This is a genomic window from Paraburkholderia sp. SIMBA_054 (genome assembly GCF_046534875.1).
Lineage (GTDB): Bacteria > Pseudomonadota > Gammaproteobacteria > Burkholderiales > Burkholderiaceae > Paraburkholderia > Paraburkholderia hospita.
Window position 1 is genome coordinate 45,156 of the sequence record NZ_JAWRXV010000055.1, and the last position, 19,255, is coordinate 64,410.

Sequence of the window (19,255 nt, forward strand, 5' to 3'; positions counted from 1 at the left end):
AGCGACCGCTTACGCCGTCCGATATTGATTGCGCGCTTCCGGCGTGCGATACAACACGAGCGTCGCGATCAGGCCGCAGACGGCCGCTACGCTCATCCACAGGCCGGGCGCCGCCTTGTTGCCCGTCGAGTGGATCAGGTACGTCGCGATGGCGGGCGTGAAGCCGCCGATCGTCGTAGCCAGGCTGTACGCCAGCGAGAAGCCCGCCGTGCGCACGTCGACCGGCATCACTTCCGTCAGCGCGACGACCATCCCGCCGTTGTAGCAGCCGTACAGGAACGACAGCCACAGCTCGACCATCAAGAGGCGCGCGAACGACGGATCGGCGACGAGCCATTGCACAGCCGGATACGACGTCAGGATCGTGAGGATCGTGAACGTCAGCAGCACGGGACGGCGGCCGATGCGGTCCGAGATCGCGCCCGACACCGGCAGCCAGACCAGGTTCGATACGCCGATGCAAACGGTGACGATCAACGTGTCGATCGACGAAAGTTTCAGCACTTCCTTGCCGAAGGTCGGCGTGTACGCGGTGATCATGTAGAACGACACCGTCGTCATGATGACCATGCCCATGCCGCCCAGCACGACGCCCCAGTTCTGCAGCATCGACGAGAAAATCTCGCCGACCGACGGACGGTGCTTCTTCGCGAGGAACTCGTCCGTCTCCTTCAGCGAGCGGCGAATGATGAACAGGAACGGCACGATCAGACAGCCGATCAGGAACGGCACGCGCCAGCCCCATGCCGTCATCTGGTCGGCGGGTAGCATGCGGTTCAGGACCACGCCGATCAGCGCGGCGAACACGACGGCCACCTGCTGGCTGCCCGATTGCCACGAACAATAGAAGCCCTTGTTGCCCTTGGTCGCGATCTCCGACAGATACACCGACACGCCGCCCAGTTCCACGCCCGCCGAGAAGCCTTGCAGCAGCCGCCCGATCAGCACGAGCACGGGCGCGAGCACGCCGATCGTCGCGTAGCCCGGGATCGACGCGACGGTGAGCGTGCCGAGCGCCATCAGCGCGAGCGTCAGGATCAGGCCCTTGCGGCGGCCGTGATGGTCGATGTACGCGCCGAGCACGATCGCGCCGAGCGGACGCATCAGGAAGCCCGCGCCGAACACCGACAGCGACAGCATCAGCGATGCGAATTCATTGCCGCTCGGAAAATACGTCTTCGCGATCGCAGCGGCGTAGTAGCCGTAGACCATGAAGTCGTACATTTCCAGGAAATTGCCGCTGACGACGCGGAATACGGTACGGACCTTGGATTCGTCCGTCGCTACTTGAGCATGGGATGCAATTGCCATGACTTTCTCGAAATGAGCCCGCTGCCTGCAAGAACAGACAGCGTTGGGCAGTTCAAACGATCCGCCGGGACAGCGCGGATGCCCCTCCGGCTCGGCCGGGTCGCGTCTGCGCCCGTCGGGGCGCAGCGCTTTGCGTGGGCGCGGTATTCTCATGCGGCAAATGCTGTCGAGATATCAGGGTAAACGTGATATTTCGCTTACGACATGGGCCTGCCGTGATAATAACGTTACTCTGAAGGGCGTGCATTTAATACAATTTTCTTACAATCGCGCTATTCCAAGAAAATTCTTCCGATGCGGTTTTCGACCGGCAAGCCGCGCCAGGTGACGCCGGGCGACATGCGCCGTATCGTGACTCTCTGTGACTCTCTTGCCGCCTGCTGACGGCCAATCCGTTCCTTTCTACCGCGCACTACCGCCGCAATGTCCGATTCCGCTTCGCTGCCCGCTCTTTCGTCCCTCACGCTTCGCCCCGCGACCGAGGCCGACGCCGATCTCCTCGCTGCCATCCATAGCGCGAGCTGGCAGGCGACCTATCGCGGGCTGCTGCCGGATGCATTTCTCGACGGCGAGGTCGCGCAGGAGCGCGCGTCGTACTGGCGTGCGCGGATGTCGGCGCCGGGCGCCGAACGGCGGACCGTGCTGGTCGCCGAGCGTGCAGGCGAGCCGATCGGCTTCGTGTGCGTCGAACGTCAGCCGGATTCGCCGTGGGGCGTGCTGCTCGACAATCTGCATGCGCTGCCCGCGCACCAGGGAATCGGCGCAGGCAAGCTGCTGATGCGCGCCGCGCAGGACTGGGCGCGCGAGCAAGGCGAGGCGCAGCTGTATCTGTATGTGCTGGAAGGCAATGCGTCCGCGATCGCGTTCTACGAACGGCAAGGCTGGCAGTTTTCGGGCGCCGAGCCCGATCATATGGGCGGCGTCGACATCACTGCATTGAGATATGTCTATCGTCTGAATCGCGAATCGACACATTATTAAGATAACTAAATATTTAAGATTTATCTGATCGTTGAATCGACAACCGTCTGCCACGATACCGCGACCCAACGCCTCGACCGGGCCGTGAACGTGCGTTGCGTTCACATCTGCTGTCGTCCGCCGCTTCGAGGCCAAACAACACGAACAAGAACGAGGCGAAGACCGTGTCGACATCCCCACTCACACTAGTAGTCGGCGAAATCAGAATGCCGCGCCTTCGCCCTCTTGAGCTGGTGTCCCGCTCGCTCGGCCGAGAATGGTCGCTGCTGCCGCCCAACGTCAGCTTCCGCACGGAACTGAAGGCGCTGTACGCCGCGATGCTACGCACCTTTTGCCTGAGTGCCGACGCTATCCGCACCATGTGCCGTTGGGACCCGGACAGTCTGCGAAAGCCCTCCGCTACCATGGCCACGCTGGCGCCTGCCGCCACGCCCAGCCCGATTCCACTGGGCATGCGTCATCCGACGCGCACGCCGGCTCGTGAGAGCCGTCAATGGAACACGCTTGCGGGCGGCGCATGCGCAATCGGTGGCGTGGCCGCGATTGCGTGGCTGATGGCGAACCATCCGCGACAGCCTGCGTCGCCGACGCTCGCCGACGCGCCCGAGGTGACGCTCAACGCCGCTGCGAATCATGATGGAAACGTGCACAGCCGTTCCGGCAATATCGAACGCCCGGCGGATGCGCCCGTCGCGTGGAATCGCACGCGCGGTGATCTGACGGCGCGCAAACCGGACGAGAGCACGACGATCGACACGTCGGGCAGTGATGCCGGACATGTTTTCTCCACGCGTACCGGGCCAGCAACGACGCATGCTTCCGCTTCGCCTGCTACTGGCCACGAAACGCCTGCTACTCAAGCTTCGCGAATCACCACGGAGCGCGCGTCGCCCATCGCTCCGCGCGCTGCCGATGTCTATGCAAGCGTCCCGCCAAAGAGCGCGAAGCCGTCCGGGATCGATCATGCTGCGCGAGACGTACGCAAAGCTAACTCGACGAAGCGCGAGCGCAATGAGTTTGCCAGTACGAGCGCGCGTCGCGTGCCACATGCGGCGGCCCGCGCGCCGGACATCACGCCGCGTCACGACTTGCATGCATCGTCGGAAGCACGGCTTTCGACGGGACATCGCGCGCGTCACTTGCCTTCTGTCGCGGGCGACTATTCGCCGCTCGCGCCGTCGGCGCGCCTGAATGGCGACTATGATTCCGTCACGATGTCGGCGGGCACGCATGTACGGAACGTCGCGCCGGTCACGATCCGCCAGGACCGCGTGAACACCAACAGCACCGAGTGGATGAACCACATGTCACAGCGGCGCGTCACCGAAGTCCCCGATAGCTTTTCGAAGTAAGTCCGCGAGCGGCGACCCATCCGAATCAGTGTCAAACAAATAGGGCTGAGTCCAGCAAAATCCTGGACTCAGCCCTTTTCTCCTTCCCGCCAAACCACAACGCTGCGTTTCCATTGCCGCAAGGCAAACGCCTCACCGATTCCCCGGCAGCCCAGCCTCCGCCTGACGCTGCAACTGCAGCACCTGCTGCTGCAACTGACGCAATTCCGCCTGTGCCTTATCCTTTTCGTCACGCAACGCGAGCGTTTCGTCCTGCGTTTGCCGCTGATAGTCGGCGACCTTCGCTTCCTGGGCGCGCGCCACTTCGATATCCGCTTGCAGCCGTTGCGCGCGCGCCTGCGACTCGCCGATCACCCGCTCGATCGATGCCTTCTGCGCCTGCAACTGAGCCCGGCGTATCTCGACGTCAGCGAGTTGCGCCGTTTGCCGCGCGAAGCCGGTATAGATGGATTCGGCCCGCGCCTGGTCGGATGTCCTGATGACGCGCCAGAAATGCTTGTCCTGAAACAGCGCGACGTAGTACGTCATGCGCTGCGCGTGGAAGAACAGCGAAGCGCCATAACCACCGTTGTACGTGGTGCGCATTTCCGTCAGCCCGCCGTCGTGGATCAGTTGCATCAGATCGGCGACATCGCCTTGTACGCTACCGCTTGCGTCGACATTCGCATCGAGGCCGGGTGCACTGCCCGTATCGTCGGCGGACTCGGCATCGCTTTGGGTGTCCGACGCGTCGGCGGGTGTGCCTTTCGCCGCGCCCGCGCGCACGACGCCCGCTCCTGCCGCCGACTTGCTGGCCGCCAGCGCGACGCCGCCATGCATGAGCGCGCAAGCAAGCGTGAGCAATACCGTGCGGCGCAGATCGAAGGGGTACTTCATACGTCGATACTCCGTGCGTATCCAGAAACAGCCTCGGATTATCGCGTGGAATATGCCGTTTCTGACGCGCTGTGACAGAACTTTAAATCGAGATGAACGGACAACTAAGCAATTCGACGCGCAAACGCAAAAGATCGTAAAAACAACCGTTGTTTTCCAAGCGCATGGGTTTGCAACCAGGTGCCGCGCAGACTTGCGACAGATAGAAATGAAAACGCGAGCGAGCCATCAGCGGCCCGCTCGCGTCAAATCGAAAAACGCAGAAAACGCAGCAATCAGAAGCGCGTTTCGCGCGCGACCCGCAGGAACGTATCGAGCAACGGCGTGCAATCGAGCAGTTCGGGACCGCCCGCGCGGTGGAACTCGGGGTGCCACTGCACGCCCATCACGAACGGCGCGCGCCGGTAGCGCACGGCTTCGATGATGCCGTCCGTCCCCGACACCGCCTCGATGTTCAGATCGCGTCCCAGCTGGTTGACCGCCTGGTGGTGGATCGAATTGACGATCGCCTCGCGCCGGCCCGGGAACATGTTGACGAGCGTCGAGCCTTCGGGGAAATGAATCGAATGTCGATGCTGGTCGTAATGCTCGTTGACGTGGATGCCCGCCGTCGGCACATCCGTCGCGATGTCCTGATACAGCGTGCCGCCGAACGCGACGTTGATCAGCTGGCAGCCGCGGCACACGCCGAGCACGGGCTTGCCCGACTCGACGAACTCGTGCAGCAGCTCGAGTTCGTACATGTCGCGCACGCGATCGCCGGGCCATTCGGGACGCGTCGCCACCTCAGCGTACGACTGCGGCGACACGTCGGCGCCGCCTTGCAGCAGCAGACCGTCCAGATGCTTCGCGTAGTCGCGCAGGCGGATGTTGCTCGGGTGCAGCATCCCCTGATGGCCGACCGTAGGAATCATGAAGACGAGCACGTCGCGCGACATCACCCAGTGCGCGATCGACTCTTCCAGATACTGCAGCGTCTTCCCGCGCAACCCTCTCGCGCCCGGCTCCGGGTGGAAGATTCGCGCCGACACGCCAATGCGCAACGTCCGCTGTGTGATCCTGCGGCCCGCGCGGTCGAAAATCTGCCGCGCGTGCGCCGCAATGATTCGCCCGAACACGGACCACGCCGAATCGTTGTGCTTCAGATAAGCAGGCGGTCCCGGCGGATAGGCGCTCGCGGGTGGCGGATTGGATGCGCTGAAATCCGGTGCCGAGCCGAAGCCCGGCGGCGGAGAGCCGTCTTTTTTGGCCGACGCGCCGAGCGTGCCGTCCGGCTCGCCGCCCGTAGGCGCCTTAACCGGCGCGCCCGTAGCACCGGACGTCGCGCCTGACTCAGCGCTCGCGGCTGGCGGGTTCGCCGACGCCGCCGTTGCCGCCGCCCGTTCCGCGTTCGACACGACGGACTGCACCCGCGCTGCCGCTTCCTGCTGCGCGCTAGCCTGCGCGGCGCTCGTGCGTGCCTGCTCGGCCTCGCGTCGCTGCGCGGCGGCGGCGTTCTCGGGCGTCACATTGGAGGCGCTTTCGGGGGAATCGGTGGAAGCCGCTTCTTTGGCTTCCCGTGCGGGAGTGGGCGTGGGTGTTGGGGCCGAGGGAGTCGACGAAGGGGCCGGTGACGATGGTGACCCGGCTGCGCCGGATTGGCTCGTCGAAGGAGAAGGTGTGCCGGGTGTGCCGGCGTTATCGGAGTTGTTCTCGCTCATGACTGTTTGACAGACGCGTCTTCGCGCGCGAACGATTAGACATGTCTCATTATCCGCCTCGCGCCCCACCGGGGCAAACCAGCACACAATTCGTCACATCAGGACACAACATGCAACCTTGCGCGAACGTGTCTCAATCGGCGCGATGCGGGCGCACCACATCATGGATCGGGCTGCTCATCGAAGGTTTCGCGCAGCGCGATCTGCATCGTCGCGTGAATCCGCACGCACCAGCGCCACAACAGCGTCAGCAGCAGCGCGGCGACGACCAGCACGGCGACGAGCAGGCCCGTCGGCGGCAGAATCGTGCTCGACAGCGCCGCGACGAGCAGAAACACGCCTAGCATCGAAACGACAGGCACGAGGTCCGAAATGGCGTAGCGGATCGCGCTCGTGAAGCGCCCTGCCTTCGCCGGCTGCACGCTGATTTCGGCCAGCAACAGCGCAAGCGACTTGGTCTTCCGGTAGACGGCGACGAGAAACGGCAGCGAGACGAGCAGCGCCGCGCTCCATAGCACGACGCGCTGCATCGGCTCGGACGGCAGCCATTTCTCGATAAATCCACTCCCGTAAGGCGCGCCATAAGACGCGCCCAGAAAAATCGCCGCGACGATCGCGAGATTGACCGCGATCTGCAGAATGATCCGACGCGTGAGGCCGAACACGGTCGGCTCGCCCGAAGCAGGCCGCAGACTGCCGAGCCACTGCCCGTACATGCCGAACACGTTGGCGACCGTGCGCGGCATCGCGCGGCCAAGGCGTTGCGTGAGCGGGTCGGCGGCGCGGATCAGGTAGGGCGTGAAGAGCGTCGTCAGCGCGGAGACGGCTACGGCAATCGGATAGAGGAACGCGCTCGTCACCTTCAGCGTGAGGCCGAGCGACGCGATGATGAACGAGAACTCGCCGATCTGCGACACCGTCATGCCGACGCGCATCGCCGTGCGCCCGTCCTTGCCCGCGAGGAAGGTGCCGAGCCCGCACGAGACGATCTTGCCGAGAATCACGGCAACCGTGATGACGGCGATCGGCCACGCGTAGTCGACCAGCACGGCCGGGTTGAGCATCAGCCCGATGGTCACGAAGAAGATCGCCGAGAACGCGTCGCGCAGCGGCGCGATCAGATGCTCGATGCGGTGCAGGTGGCGCGACTCGGCCATGATCGCGCCGATCAGGAACGCGCCGAGCGCGATGCTGTAGTCGAGCTTGACGACCAGCAGGCAGAACGCGAAGCAGAAGCCGAGCACGGAGACGAGCAGCATCTCGTCGCTCTGCGACTTCGCGACGTAGTTGAGCGCGCGTGGCACGACCAGAATGCCGACCACCAGTGACACCGTCATGAACAGCATCAGCTTGCCGAGCGTGACGAACGCGACGCCCGCCGACAGCTCGCCCGTCTGCGCAATACCCGACAGCAGCACCAGCATCGCAATGGCGAGAATGTCCTCGACGATCAGAATGCCGAACACCAGTTGCGCGAAGCTCTCACGCTTGAGGCCGAGTTCGGAGAGCGCCTTGACGATGATGGTGGTCGACGAAATAGCGAGGATCGCGCCGAGAAACAGCGAATCCATCGAACTCCAGCCGAACGCGCTGCCGATCTCGTAGCCGATCCACAGCATCAGCACGATCTCCGACAGCGCGGCGACGATGGCCGTCGCGCCGACCTTGAACAGCTTGCGCAGGCTGAACTCGAGACCCAGCGAAAACATCAGGAACACGACGCCGAGTTCGCCGAGCGTCTGGATGGTCTGCTCGTCGTGGATCAGCTGGAACGGCGGCGTGTACGGCCCGATGATCACGCCCGCCGCGATATAGCCGAGCACCACCGGCTGTTTCAGGCGATGGAACAGCACGGTAACGACGCCGGCGAGCGCCATTACGACTGCCAGATCCTGAATGAAGCCGATGCCGTGGTGCATAGTCTTGTTCCTTACAAAAAGTAATCCAGAACGCGATGGTAACGCACGAACGGTTAAAAACCATTTAGCGCAGCACGAAGAAAGGATACAAACAGCGGCTTTCGGCGAAACTCGCGCGGCGTCGCGCGGTCTTGATGCATTCGCGCCGATCGCGCCCGACGCGTCACAATACGGTTCTCGACTGCCGACCTTCGATCTCAACGCCATGACCAACGCCACGTCACCCGCCGCGTCACCCGATTCAACGCCCTTCCCGCCGCTCGCCCAGCTCGCCGCCGATCTCGCCGCCGGCCGTACCACCAGCCGCGCGCTCGTCGAAGCGGCGCTCGAACGCATCGCCGATCCCGCCGGCCAGGGCGCGGCCGTCTTCATGCAGGTCGACGCCGACAACGCCCGCGCCACCGCCGACGCGCACGACCGCCTGCGCGCAGCCGGCACCGTCCTGTCGCCGCTCGCGGGCATTCCCGTGTCGGTGAAGGACCTGTTCGACATCGAAGGCCAGGTGACGCGCGCCGGCTCGAAGGTGCTCGCGAACGCCGCGCCCGCCACGTCCGACGCCCCCGCCGTCGCGCGACTCAAGCGCGCGGGCGCCGTGATCGTCGGACGCACGAACATGAGCGAATTCGCGTTCTCCGGCCTCGGCCTCAACCCGCACTACGGCAACCCGCTGTCGCCGTACCGGCGCGGCGTGAAGGGCGACGAACGGGTGTCGGGCGGATCGTCGTCGGGCGCGGCGGCGTCGGTGGCGGACGGCATGGCGGCCGTCGCGCTCGGCAGCGACACGGGCGGCTCGCTGCGCATTCCTGCCGCGCTATGCGGCCTGACAGGCTTCAAGCCGACCGCCGACCGCGTGCCGAAGCAAGGCGGCGTGCCGCTTTCGCCGACGCTCGACGCCTTCGGCCCGATCGGCGCGACGGTCGCGTGCTGCGCGCTGGTCGACCGGATTCTCGCCGGGCTCGAGCCTGTCGTTCCGTCTGCGCGTCGGCTGGAAGGCGTGCGCCTCGGCGTGCTGAACCATTACGTGACGGACGATGTCGAGCCGGAAGTCGCGCAGGCCTACGACACCGCGCTCAAGCATCTGGAGGCGGCGGGCGCAATCGTCAGCGACGTGCGCTTCGCGCCGCTCGACCGGCTCGCCACGATCAACCGCTTCGGCTTTTCGCCGATCGAAGCCTACGCGTGGCACCGGCCGCTCCTGGAAGCGCAACGCGACGCGTACGATCCGCGCGTGCTCACGCGCATCCTGAAGGGCCAGCCGGCGACAGCCGCCGACTATCTCGACCTGCTCGCCGAACGCGCCGCCATGCTGGCCGAAGCGCGCACGATGTGGCAGCGCTTCGACGCCGTCGTCGCGCCGACGGTGCCGATCGTGCCGCCGCGCGTCGCCGGCCTGGTCGATGACGACGAGGCGTTCTTCCGCGCCAACGGCCTCGTGCTGCGCAACCCGAGCGCTTTCAATTTTCTCGACGCGTGCGCGATCTCGCTGCCCTGTCATCCACGCGGCGGCGCGCCTGTCGGGCTAATGCTGGCCGCCGCGCCGCACGCGGACGACGCGCTGCTGGGAATAGGACGGGCCGTCGAAGCGGTATTGAATACGATTCGCTGAGATTTGTTGACATGGGCGGCGTCACTTGCGGAGGCCCCGGCATGTGCCGTGTGCTTCGGCTAGAATCGCCGCACCTTTTACCGAACTTCCACCGCTAGCAGGATCATGATTATCGATAACGTTACATTGCGCCGCGAGCGCAGTCTGCTCGTTCTACTCGGTCTCGTCTGTCTCGCGCTCGTGGGGGGCGCGCTATACCTGCAGTTCGTCGAGCACGAAGATCCTTGCCCGTTGTGCATCATCCAGCGCTATTTCTATCTGCTGATCGCGATCTTCGCGTTTCTCGGCGCGCGGCTCCGCGGCTGGACGGGCGTCAGGCTGCTCGAACTGCTCGCGCTTTTGTCGGCGCTTGGCGGGCTGCTGACGGCCGCCCGACATGTGTATGTGCAGTCGCATCCGAACTTCAGCTGCGGGTTCGATGCGTTGCAGCCGATCGTCGACGGTCTGCCGCCCGCTCACTGGCTGCCGGGCGTGTTCAAGGTCGCGGGTCTGTGCGAAACGCCGTATCCGCCGATTCTCGGTATTTCTTTGCCTGGCTGGTCGCTGATCGGGTTCGTCGTTGCGTTTGTCGCGCTGGCGCTCAGTCTGTGGCGTAATCGCCGCGCGCGGTAAGAAAGGGTTACCGAGGGTTTTCTGGGGAACGCGGGTTCAAGTGGTCAACGGTTCCGTTGGTGTGTTGGCCCGCGGCTGGCCTTTTTGCCGGCATTTGCCTTTTCTTCGCTGGCATCCGCGCTATGCCTTCGTGCTTCAAGCGTCGCCCCTGTGCGGGGCGGCACCTACTTTTCTTTGCCGCCGCAAAGAAAAGTAGGCAAAAGAAAGCGGCTCACCCCGCCAACTCTTCTTCCTGCCTGCGGGCCCCCAACGGCCCCGTCCTTCATGCGGTAACGCGCTATCGCCTGCCCGTTGCCAACGCTTCGATCAGATGCCTCACCCGCTCCAGACGCCCGCACAACGGCTGGCGACAGCGAATGGTTTCTGCCGCCCAGGTGGCAAACTGTGTGTAGGTTGTCGCACCGCACAGGTTAGTGCTCTTACCAGTAACACCAGCCTTGCTTCCCAGTCCGGAGTGAGGCGCGTATGGCGCGAAAGCCGACACACAGTTTGCCACCTGGGCGGCGGAGGACTATCTGGCACGGCGTGCTGCGACGCGGGTACATGAAGCGGGTGAGGCGTACAGAGAGAGCGTTGGCAACGCACGCGAACAGGTGCGTTGCCGCGTGAAGCGTGGGACCGGCTGGGGGCCCTCAGGCAAAAACTAGAACTGGCGGTGTTAGCCGCTTTCTTTTGCCTACTTTTCTTTGCGGCGGCAAAGAAAAGTAGGTGCCGCCCCGCACAGGGGCGACGCTTGAAGCACGAAGGCATAGCGCGGATGCCAGCGCAAAGGCTAAAAGCACCAAACGCCATGCGCAGCAAACACCACAACGCGGGATGCCATCAAAAACCCAAACCATACCCCCGCCCCCACCGCAAAGCCAAAAATCCGACCAGCATCTTGCGCTGCAAAAACCAAATCCCGGCTACCCGCAAACGTCGATGCTGTAGGCATACCGCCACACCACCGCCTGTTCGGCACAAACCCTGCGCACATCGAAGCACCGCCCAGCAAGGCTCCGCGCGAAATTCGCGCCCTCGCAGCGCACCACGCCTCCCTCCCTCATGACCGCCGCCGAATAACCCCCATTCGCGCGGGGAAATATTTTTGGGACAAAGTGGTGTTATGTTCGACCATGGATGGCGATCTACGTGCGCGAGGCCAGCTACGGCGCGGCCCCAAGCGTAACGCGCGCCCGGTCCGCAATGTCTTCAGGATTCGCCGTGACAACGCAAACCATCCGCTTCTATCACCAGGGAACCGTCCGCGAGCTCAGCGGCGTGCCCGCTTCGCGCACCGTGCTCCAGCACCTGCGCGAAGATCTGCATTGCACGGGTACGAAGGAAGGTTGCGCGGAAGGCGATTGCGGCGCTTGCACGGTCGTCGTCGGTGAACTTGATTCGCGCGGGCAACTGACGCTCAAAGCCGTCAATGCGTGTATCCAGTTCCTGCCGACCCTCGACGGCAAGGCGCTGTTCACGGTCGAAGACCTGCGTGCCGCAAGCGGCGCGCTGCACCCGGTTCAGGAAGCGCTGGTCGACTGCCACGGCTCGCAGTGCGGGTTCTGCACGCCGGGCTTCGCGATGTCGATGTGGGCGCTGTACGAGAACCAGCCCGCGGGCGCTGGCCTGCCGACACGCGACGAAATCAACACCGCCCTCTCCGGCAATCTGTGCCGCTGCACCGGCTACCGGCCGATCGTCGAAGCGTCGCAGAAGATGTTCGACGAGCAGCAGTATCCGCGCGTCGCGCTCGACCGCGCCGCTGTCGTCAATGCCCTGCAATCGATCCAGCGCAACGACACCTTCGAATACCGCGCGCCCGACACACGCGGCACCGACTACGGCACGCCGGCTTTCTTCGCCCCCGTCACGCTCGACGCATTCGCCGCGCTGCGCGCGCAGCACCCGCATGCGCGGCTGCTGGCGGGCAGCACCGACGTCGGCCTGTGGGTCACGAAGCAGTTCCGCGATCTCGGCGACATCCTGTATATCGGCAACGTCGCCGAACTGAAAACGGTCGAACGCGATGCGCAGACGCTGACGATCGGCGCGGCGGTGTCGCTCGAAGACGCGTATGCCGCGCTGACAGCCGACTATCCCGAACTCGCCGAACTGTGGACGCGCTTCGCGTCGCTCCCCATCCGCAATGCAGGCACGCTCGGCGGCAACGTCGCGAACGGTTCGCCGATCGGCGATTCGATGCCGGCGCTGATCGCGCTCAATGCGCTCGTCGTGCTGCAGCGCGAGCGTAAGACGCGCACGCTGCCGCTCGACGCGTTCTACGTCGGTTACCAGAAAACGGCGCTCGAACCCGGCGAGTTCGTCGCGGCGATCCGCGTGCCGCGTCCCGCGCCGGATCTGCGTTTTCGCACGTACAAGGTCGCGAAGCGCTACGACCAGGACATCTCGGCCGTGTGCGGCGCGTTCGCTCTGCGCATCGCCGATGGCGTGATCGCCGATGCGCGCATCGCGTTCGGCGGCGTGGCCGCGACGCCGAAGCGCGCGCAGCACGCCGAGGCCGCGCTCAAAGGCGCGCCGTGGGACGCCGCCACCACGCAACGCGCGATGGACGCGCTCGCCGCCGACTATCAGCCGCTCACCGACATGCGCGCGACGAGCGCCTATCGGCTGAAAGTCGCGCGCAATCTGCTGTGGCGCTTCCATCTGGAAACACGCGACGCCAATCCGCTCGCGCTGTGCGACGTCAACGCGTTCGCATTCGATGCAGCCGCGAGCGCGCAGGAGCAGAGGCCATGAACAAGCAGACGGAAGCCTTCGTGCATCACGCATCGCTTGCCGCACACGACGCGCAAGCTGCCATCGGCGTGCCGCTGCCCCATGAATCGGCGACGCTGCACGTGAGCGGCGAAGCCACCTACACCGACGACATCCCCGAGCTTGCACAGACGCTGCACGCGGCGCTCGGTTTGTCGCGGCATGCGCATGCGCGCATCGTGTCGCTCGATCTCGATGCCGTGCGCGCGGCACCCGGCGTCGTCGCCGTGCTGACAGTCGACGACATCCCCGGTGAAAACAACTGCGGCCCCGTGCTGCACGACGACCCGATTCTCGCCGACGGCGAAGTGCTGTATCTCGGCCAGCCCGTCTTCATCGTCGTTGCGCAAAGCCATGAGTTGGCGCGGCGCGCGGCGGCGCTCGCGAAGAGCGACGACGTCGTGCGCTACGAGCCGCTCGAAGCCGTGCTCACTGCCGCCGAAGCGAAGGCGAAGAAGCAATATGTGCTGCCACCGCTGCATCTGAAGCGCGGCAAGCCCGCCGAGAAGATTGCGCAAGCGCCGCATCGGATGACGGGCACGTTCGAAGTCGGCGGCCAGGAGCAGTTCTATCTGGAAGGCCAGGTCGCGTATGCAGTGCCAAAGGAAATGGACAGCATGCTCGTCTATAGCTCGACGCAGCATCCGAGCGAGATGCAGCACGTCGTCGCGCATATGTTCGGTTGGCCGACGCATAGCGTGATGTGCGAATGTCGGCGCATGGGCGGCGGCTTCGGCGGCAAGGAGTCGCAGTCGGCGCTGTTTGCGTGCGCGGCGTCGCTGGCCGCGCACCGGTTGCGTCGCCCCGTGAAGCTGCGCGCCGATCGCGACGACGACTTCATGATCACGGGCAAGCGTCACGACGCGATCTACGAATACGAAGCCGGCTTCGACGACGACGGCCGCATTCTCGGCGCGCGCGTCGAGATCGCGTTGCGGGCTGGGTTTTCGGCGGATCTGTCGGGCGCCGTCGCGACGCGCGCCGTGTGCCACTTCGACAACGCGTATTACCTGTCGGACGTCGATATCGTCGCGCTGCCGTGTAAGACGAACACTCAGTCGAACACTGCGTTTCGCGGCTTCGGCGGCCCGCAGGGCGCGCTCGTGATGGAAGTGATGATGGACGGCATCGCGCGCGAGCTGAGGCGCGATCCCCTCGACGTGCGCCGCGCGAACTTCTATGGCATCGAAGAGCGCAATGTGACGCCCTACGGCCAAACCGTCGAAGACAACGTGATTGCGCCGCTGACGGATGAGCTGATTGAATCGAGCGACTACACGGCGCGGCGCGCAGCGATTGCAGCGTTCAACGCGTCGAGCCCTGTGCTCAAGCGCGGCATCGCGTATTCACCAGTGAAGTTCGGCATCTCGTTCAACGTGCCGTTCCTGAATCAGGCGGGCGCGCTCGTGCATGTCTACAAGGATGGCTCAGCGCTCGTGAATCACGGCGGCACCGAAATGGGCCAGGGGCTGAACACGAAAGTCGCGCAAGTCGTCGCGAACGCATTCGGCCTGCCGCTCTCCCGCGTGCGCGTGACGGCCACGGATACGTCGAAGGTGGCGAACACATCGGCGACGGCGGCGTCGACGGGCAGCGACCTGAACGGCAAGGCCGCCGAAGCCGCCGCGCACGCGATCCGCGAACGCCTCGCCGTGCTGGCCGCAAAAGAACTCGGCGGTAACGCTGAAGATGTGACCTTCGAAAACAGCGAAGTACGCGCGAACGGCGCGGCGATGCCGTTTGCGCAACTGGTCGGCGCGGCGTATCTCGCGCGCATCCAGTTGTGGTCCGACGGCTTTTATACGACGCCGAAAGTGCATTGGGACGCGAAGACGCTGACGGGCCATCCGTTCTACTACTTCGCGTATGGCGCGGCGGTGTCCGAAGTCGTGATCGATACGTTGACGGGCGAATGGAAGCTCGTGCGCGCCGATGCGCTGCACGACGCCGGCCAGTCGATCAATCCCGCCATCGATCTCGGCCAGGTGGAAGGCGCGTTCATTCAGGGCATGGGCTGGCTCACGACGGAAGAACTCTGGTGGAACCGCGACGGCCGATTGATGACGCACGCGCCGTCGACGTACAAGATCCCCGCCGTCAGCGATACGCCCGCCGCGTTCAACGTAAAGCTGTACCACAACCCGAACGCGGAGCCGACCGTGTTCCGCTCGAAGGCCGTCGGCGAGCCGCCGCTGTTGCTGCCGTTCTCGGTGTTCCTCGCGATCCGCGATGCTGTCGCGGCCACCGCGCCCGATGCACCGCACGCCCCTGCACTGCGCGCGCCCGCGACGCCCGAAGCGATACTCGATGCGATCGACGCGCTGAACGCAAGCACGCCTGTTGCAACAATCGCCGCAGCGGCCAGTCCAACGTCGCAGGAACCTGCGGGCGCGGGCACGACGGCATAGCAACACACACGCATAAAGTGCCGCGCGACACGACCGCAACGCACAGAAGATCAACCGGCTGCGCGGCCAACCCGCGCGGCCTCGTATGGAGAACCGCCGGATGCATGCCTGGCTCACCGATCTGCAGCAACTGCTCGCGCACGGCGACGCCGTCGTGCTCGTGACGGTCGCGCGCGCCGAAGGTTCGGCACCGCGCGACGCTGGCACGAAGATGATCGTCACACGCGATTCCGCGCGCCATACGATCGGCGGCGGCCATCTCGAATGGAAAGCGATCGAAAGCGCGCGCCGCGTCTTGCGCGACGGCATGCGCGCACCGAACATGCGGCGGCTCGAACGCTTCGCGCTCGGACCGAGTCTCGGCCAATGCTGCGGCGGCGCTGTCGTGCTCGCGTTCGAGCGGCTCGATATCGGCGACCTGGGTTGGGTGACGTCGCTGGCCAAGCGCTTGGCCGCGGGCCATTCGATGGTGCGTAGCGTATCATTCGGCCCCGCACCCGATGCGGTGATGCTGTCCGATCCTGAACCGGGCGTCGAAAGCGCCGACTGTTTGCTGTGGGACGGCGCGGGCTTCGACGACAGCAGCGCGCTGCTCACCGAGACCATCGCGCCGCGCGACTTCCCCGTCGTGCTGTTCGGCGCGGGCCACGTGGGCGCCGCGCTCGTACGTGTGCTCGCGACGCTGCCCTGCCACGTGCACTGGGTCGATGAACGCGACGCGCAGTTCCCGGCACCTGACACACTGGGCGCAACGAACGTGACGATCGAAGCGAACGACGCACCCGACGAAGCAATCGACAAGGCCACGCCGCACACGTACTTCATCGTGATGACGCACAACCACGCGCTCGATCTCGATCTCGCCGAGCGCATCCTGCGGCGCGGCGACTTCGCGTTCTTCGGCATGATCGGCTCGCATACGAAGCGCAAGCAGTTCGAGCACAGGCTTGCGGCGCGCGGTTTCGATCCTGCCGCGATTGCGCGGATGAAATGTCCGCTTGGCGTAGACGGCATCGTCGACAAGTCGCCGGAAATCATTGCGATTTCGGCGGCGGCGCAACTGCTGCAGGCCGTCGAAGCCAACGCTGCACATGCGGCGCAGACGGCCTGAACATCGAATATGCATCGAACGCATTGGGGGACGTCCGACCAGCCATCGGGCGTTGAATAAATCAACCGATAACCCGAATCATTGACCGACCATGACGACAACCACACTTTCCCCGCTAGCTCACAAGACGAACGGCGCACCGAAGGCCGAGCTGCATATTCATATCGAAGGCTCGCTCGAACCTGAGCTGATCTTCAAGCTGGCCGAACGCAACGGCGTGAAGCTTGCGTACGACTCGATCGACGCGCTGCGCGCCGCGTACGCGTTCACCGATCTGCAGTCGTTTCTCGACATCTACTATGCAGGCGCAAGCGTGCTGCTGAAGGAAGAGGACTTCTACGACATGACGATGGCCTACGTCGAGCGCGCGCTCGCGGACAACGTCGTGCATACGGAAATCTTCTTCGATCCGCAGACGCATACCGAGCGCGGCGTGCCGATTGCGACCGTGGTCGCGGGCATCGAGCGCGCGCTGGCCGAAGCGGAAACGCGCGGCCTCACGAGCAAGCTGATTCTGTGCTTCCTGCGGCACCTGTCCGAAGAAGATGCGCTCTCAACCTTCGACGAAGCGCTGCCGTTGTTCGACCAATACAAACACCGGCTGATCGGCGTCGGCCTCGATTCATCGGAGCGCGGCCATCCGCCGTCGAAGTTCGAGCGCGTGTTCGCCAAGGCTCGCGATAAGGGCTTGAAGCTGGTCGCGCACGCGGGCGAAGAAGGTCCGCCGTCGTACATCTACGAAGCGCTCGATCTGCTGAAAGTGGACCGTGTCGATCATGGCGTGCGCAGCATCGAAGACCCGGCGCTCGTCACGCGGCTTGCCGACACGCGCGTCGCGCTGACGGTGTGCCCGCTGTCGAACCTGAAGCTATGCGTGTTCGACGATCTGACCAAACACACCTTGAAGGCGCTGCTCGACAAGGGCGTCGCCGTCACCGTGAATTCCGACGATCCCGCCTACTTCGGCGGCTACGTCAACGAAAACTACCTCGCGACGATCGACGCCCTCAAGCTCGACGACGACGAGGTGTACACGATCATCCGCAACAGCTTCGAAGCGTCGTTCGTGACGCCTGCGGAGCGCGACGCGATGATCGCCAAACTCGATGCGCATTGGCGCGCATCCGCTTGATCCCCGCTTGATCTTATAGTTCGGAGACGGTTTCACCATGACTCAAACAGCTTATCGCGCGCAACTGCTGACGTTCAACGGCGATCCTGCGCAATCGTCCAATGCTGCAGTCTTCAACGAAGACGGCCTTCTGATCGTCGAAGACGGACATGTCGTCGCGGCGGGCGCGTATGCGTCTGTCGCTGCGCAACTCGCGCCCGCCACGCAGGTGGTCGAGATGCGCGACAAGCTGATCGTCCCCGGTTTCATCGATACGCACATTCATTATCCGCAGACGGACATGATTGCGTCGCCGGCGCCGGGGCTGTTACCGTGGCTCGACACGTACACTTTCCCGACCGAGCGCGGTTTCAGCGACGCTGCTGTCGCGCAGGACACGGCGCGCTTTTTCATCGACGAGCTGCTTGCGTGTGGCACGACGACGGCACTCGTTTACTGCACGGTGCACAAGCAATCGGCGGATGCGTTGTTTACTGAAGCGCAGCGGCGCAATGTGCGGATGATCGGCGGCAAGGTGCTGATGGACCGCAACTGCCCCGAGTTTCTGCGCGACACCGCGCAATCGGGCTACGACGACAGCGCCGAACTGATTGCACGCTGGCACAACAAGGGACGTCAGATGTACGCGCTGACGCCGCGTTTTGCGCCGACTTCGACGGAGGCGCAACTCGAAGCGACGGGCGCGCTGGCGAAGCTGCATCCTGATGTGTTCATTCAAAGTCATGTCGCCGAGAATCATGACGAAGTGAAGTGGGTCGCGGGTCTTTTTCCTGGTCATCGCAGTTATCTCGACATCTACGATCACTATGGGTTGTTGAGGCCGCGGGCTGTGTATGGGCACTGTATTCATCTCGATGCTGAAGATCGGCGGCGCATGGCCGAGACGCGCTCCGTTGCTGCCCATTGCCCGACGTCGAATCTGTTTCTTGGAAGTGGCCTGTTTGATTTCGACAAGGCTGCGGAATCGGGGATGCCTGTTGCGCTGGCGACCGACGTGGGTGGCGGTACGTCGTTCTCGATGCTGCAGACCATGAATGAAGCGCATAAGGTTGCGCGGCTGGGTGGGCATCATTTGACCGCTACGCGGATGTTCTGGCTGGCTACTGCTGGCGCGGCTGAGGCGCTTGATCTTGCCGATCGGGTTGGGACGTTAAGGCCTCGGGCTGAGGCGGATTTTGTGGTGCTTGATCCTAAAGCTACGCCGTTGTTGGCGCGGCGGACTGCGCGTACTGAGACGCTTGAGGAGCTGTTGTTCGCGTTTGCGCTGCTTGGGGATGATCGGGCTGTGTTTGAGACTTATGCCGCTGGGCAGCGGGTGCATCGGCGTGATGATGTCCGGCAAAGCGTTGCCGGGAGCGCGCGGATCGCTGCTTGATTTTTTTTCGTCTGCGACGCGTTGGGGGGCGCGTTGCGTGGGGCCTGTCATAGATTTTGTGTTCAAGGCATAACATGTAGCTCAAGGAGCATGTATGCCACGCAAACCCAAGACG

The 19,255-nt window shown here is 64.2% G+C and carries 13 protein-coding genes; 9 read left to right on the forward strand and 4 right to left on the reverse strand.

All coding sequences use genetic code 11. The annotated features are described in order from the left end of the window. Positions 1-9: 9 nt before the first annotated feature. Positions 10-1,311, reverse strand: a complete 1,302-nt coding sequence (locus tag SB822_RS42195) for an MFS transporter (protein ID WP_007576501.1) — start codon at positions 1,309-1,311, stop codon at positions 10-12. 423 nt (positions 1,312-1,734) lie between these two features. On the opposite strand from SB822_RS42195, the gene SB822_RS42200 reads away from it, so the two are divergent. Both SB822_RS42200 and SB822_RS42205 read left to right on the forward strand, forming a co-directional pair. Then, on the forward strand, positions 1,735-2,292 hold the full coding sequence (locus tag SB822_RS42200) for a GNAT family N-acetyltransferase (RefSeq protein WP_086916310.1): 558 nt from the start codon (positions 1,735-1,737) through the stop codon (positions 2,290-2,292). A 164-nt stretch (positions 2,293-2,456) separates the two neighbouring features. Further along, on the forward strand, positions 2,457-3,644 hold the full coding sequence (locus SB822_RS42205) for a hypothetical protein (protein WP_410857455.1): 1,188 nt from the start codon (positions 2,457-2,459) through the stop codon (positions 3,642-3,644). A 132-nt stretch (positions 3,645-3,776) separates the two neighbouring features. Here the strand turns inward: SB822_RS42205 and SB822_RS42210 are convergent, their stop codons facing one another. The 3 genes from SB822_RS42210 to SB822_RS42220 form a co-directional block, all read right to left on the reverse strand. Next, entirely contained in the window at positions 3,777-4,520 is a 744-nt protein-coding gene (locus SB822_RS42210; protein ID WP_090838137.1) for a DUF2968 domain-containing protein, read from the reverse strand. Between the two features lie 275 nt (positions 4,521-4,795). Further along, on the reverse strand, positions 4,796-6,220 hold the full coding sequence (locus SB822_RS42215; RefSeq protein ID WP_090838139.1) for a gamma-glutamyl-gamma-aminobutyrate hydrolase family protein: 1,425 nt from the start codon (positions 6,218-6,220) through the stop codon (positions 4,796-4,798). A 161-nt stretch (positions 6,221-6,381) separates the two neighbouring features. Next, positions 6,382-8,139 carry a cation:proton antiporter gene (locus SB822_RS42220; RefSeq protein WP_007576491.1) on the reverse strand — a complete coding sequence of 586 codons (1,758 nt, stop codon included), beginning with the start codon at positions 8,137-8,139 and terminating at the stop codon, positions 6,382-6,384. Positions 8,140-8,344: 205 nt separating this feature from the next. Between SB822_RS42220 and SB822_RS42225 the strand changes: the two genes are divergently transcribed. From SB822_RS42225 to guaD, 7 genes are all read left to right on the forward strand, one after another. Then, a complete protein-coding gene (locus SB822_RS42225; protein WP_090838141.1) occupies positions 8,345-9,745 on the forward strand; it encodes an amidase in 1,401 nt (466 codons plus the stop codon). 105 nt (positions 9,746-9,850) lie between these two features. Beyond that, positions 9,851-10,357, forward strand: coding sequence for a disulfide bond formation protein B (locus SB822_RS42230; protein WP_007576489.1), 507 nt, complete (start codon positions 9,851-9,853; stop codon positions 10,355-10,357). Between the two features lie 1,203 nt (positions 10,358-11,560). Then, the gene (gene xdhA, locus SB822_RS42235) at positions 11,561-13,096 is read left to right on the forward strand and encodes a xanthine dehydrogenase small subunit (protein WP_090838149.1); all 1,536 of its coding nucleotides are present in this window, start codon (positions 11,561-11,563) and stop codon (positions 13,094-13,096) included. Next, entirely contained in the window at positions 13,093-15,522 is a 2,430-nt protein-coding gene (xdhB, locus tag SB822_RS42240) for a xanthine dehydrogenase molybdopterin binding subunit (RefSeq protein ID WP_410857456.1), read from the forward strand. Before xdhA ends, xdhB begins: the two co-directional genes overlap by 4 nt. A 100-nt stretch (positions 15,523-15,622) precedes the next feature. Continuing rightward, a complete protein-coding gene (gene xdhC / locus SB822_RS42245) occupies positions 15,623-16,633 on the forward strand; it encodes a xanthine dehydrogenase accessory protein XdhC (RefSeq protein WP_007745217.1) in 1,011 nt (336 codons plus the stop codon). Positions 16,634-16,724: 91 nt separating this feature from the next. Continuing rightward, positions 16,725-17,765, forward strand: coding sequence for an adenosine deaminase (locus tag SB822_RS42250; protein WP_086915143.1), 1,041 nt, complete (start codon positions 16,725-16,727; stop codon positions 17,763-17,765). Positions 17,766-17,802: 37 nt separating this feature from the next. Further along, positions 17,803-19,140, forward strand: a complete 1,338-nt coding sequence (gene guaD / locus SB822_RS42255; RefSeq protein ID WP_090838145.1) for a guanine deaminase — start codon at positions 17,803-17,805, stop codon at positions 19,138-19,140. The last annotated feature ends 115 nt before the right edge of the window (positions 19,141-19,255 follow it).